Origin of the sequence: Methylobacterium sp. E-045 (assembly GCF_022829685.1) — a bacterium.
Taxonomy (GTDB): domain Bacteria; phylum Pseudomonadota; class Alphaproteobacteria; order Rhizobiales; family Beijerinckiaceae; genus Methylobacterium.
The window spans coordinates 1-1,783 of sequence record NZ_JAKSYE010000088.1 but is presented as its reverse complement, the minus strand read 5'-3'; the positions used below and the strand labels follow the sequence as shown (position 1 = coordinate 1,783).

Here is a 1,783-nt window from a genome sequence, read left to right as displayed (position 1 = left end):
GCTCGCGGGCGGACCTGCTGGCGTTGGTGGGCAGCATCCGAGCGAGAGCGTCGCGCCACGGCCCGAGCTGGGGCAGGGGCGGCACCTCACGCTCGTAGGCGAAGGCGGTGGCTCCCGACCGGACGACCTTCCGGACCGTGTTGCGGGAGACGTGCAGGTCGCGGACGATGTTCTTGATCGCGCGGCCGCGGTTAAAGAACGGGCGCCGGATGCGCGCAATCGTGTCCACGCCCTTCATCCCCCTACACCACCCTCCGGTCGTACCGGAGGGCAGTCTGCGAGAACGAGGTTAGGGGGTCAGAATTGGACGCCGATCCCCCGCCTCACGGGGTCAAAGTTGCACGCCGAAACACACTCAAGATCCAAGCACCCCCTGCCGCTGTCTGGGCGCTCGTTGGTGGCTTCTGCGCCATCGCGAAATGGCATCCGATGGTCGAAAGCTGCGCTATTTCGAACAAGGACAGCGATGCAGGCCAGGGGCGCGCGACCCGGAGTCTGGTCGCAGCCAGCAACTTGGGGACCATTATCGAGGTCGAGACGAGCCGGGACGAAAAGGCGATGAGCTACAACTACGCCTATGTCAGTGGGCCGCTACCCGTGAAGACCTACAACGCGACGATCGCCGTACATCCAAATGGGGTTGGCTCGACCGTGGTCTGGACCGCTACTTTTGATGCAATAGGGATGACCGATGCGGAGGCCAAGGCCGACATCGCGGGCGTCTACGAACAGGGTTTGGCCGGCATCGCGAAGGAGGTGAGCCGGTAAGTGCAACATCCTAGGAAAATTTGCTCCCGCCCCAATCAGATCTGTCCTGGCTGGCAGCCGTAGGGTGGCACGGAGCGCGGGAATTGCTCCTTGATGCGCTCACAGCCCCAAGTCCGCAGCGACTCTGGCAGGCGACGGTTCACCTCGATGCCGACCTCGTCGTAGGGCGTCGGGCCGGCCGTAACGTAGCTGTACCAGCGCCAGCCGAGCGTACCGACACCCGCAAGCAGGATTGCAAAGGCCACTGTGGCGGCCATCCCTAGTCGTGACTGCGGACGTCGCGCCCCATATGCCATGCCAGCCGTCTCCCTCGACGTTTCTGCGAGCCCCATACGACGCTCAGGCTCGCGGAGCCAACACTTGCGCCCGTTGTGTGTGCGGTGCTCGACGAAGTCGTAGGACCAGACGTGGTCGGGACGCTCGGGCCGTAAGCGAAGGCAGGAGCCGTCGGTGAGCCAAAGGCGTGCCCGTTTTGGCTGGCGAGCCGGGACCTTGAGCCCTTCGCGGCGCCAGATCCGTTCGACGCGCTTCACGTTCACCGTCCAGCCGTCACGCCGGAGCAGGGCCGTGATCCGACGGTAGCCGTAGCGTCCATACTGCAGCGCCAGGGCGACGATAGCGCCCGTCAAAGCGGCTTCGTCCTCGGCCAGGACGGCGACCTTGCGCTGGGTCGAACGATGTTGGCTCAGGACACGGCAAGCGAAGCGCTTGATCTTCCCCCAGTTCCACGGACACCTCTGATACGCTCCTTGCGGGCGGGGAAGGTGTTTGATGGCCACGACGAGACGCGAGTTCACGCCGGAGTTCCAACGCGAGGCGGTGGCGCTGCTGGACAGCAGCGGCCGCCCGGAGAGGCAGATCGCGGCCGAACTCGGGATCCAACCCTCGATGCTGAGGCAGTGGCGCACGGGGCTGAGGGGTGGCTCCCCACCGCCGCGGGTAGCAGGTTCACCGGGAGCCGCCTGGTCGGAGGGGGAAGCCACCGAACTTGCGGATGCGGCTCCCGGTGAACCTG

At 65.6% G+C, this 1,783-nt stretch carries 2 protein-coding genes and 2 pseudogenes; 2 read left to right on the top strand and 2 right to left on the bottom strand.

Translation table 11 applies throughout. The features are described from left to right. Window positions 1-238, bottom strand: a pseudogene (locus MKK51_RS17310) (IS21 family transposase); the annotation flags it as partial. A gap of 65 nt (window positions 239-303) precedes the next feature. Here MKK51_RS17310 and MKK51_RS17305 point away from each other — a divergent pair. Then, entirely contained in the window at window positions 304-768 is a 465-nt protein-coding gene (locus MKK51_RS17305) for an SRPBCC family protein (RefSeq protein ID WP_243979058.1), read from the top strand. 359 nt (window positions 769-1,127) lie between these two features. On the opposite strand, the pseudogene MKK51_RS17295 reads toward MKK51_RS17305, so the two are convergent. Further along, window positions 1,128-1,478 (bottom strand): annotated as a pseudogene (locus MKK51_RS17295) (IS3 family transposase); the annotation flags it as partial. A gap of 61 nt (window positions 1,479-1,539) precedes the next feature. On the opposite strand from MKK51_RS17295, the gene MKK51_RS17290 reads away from it, so the two are divergent. Further along, window positions 1,540-1,783: transposase (locus MKK51_RS17290; protein ID WP_243979057.1), on the top strand; the 244-nt coding region annotated here is incomplete at its 3' end.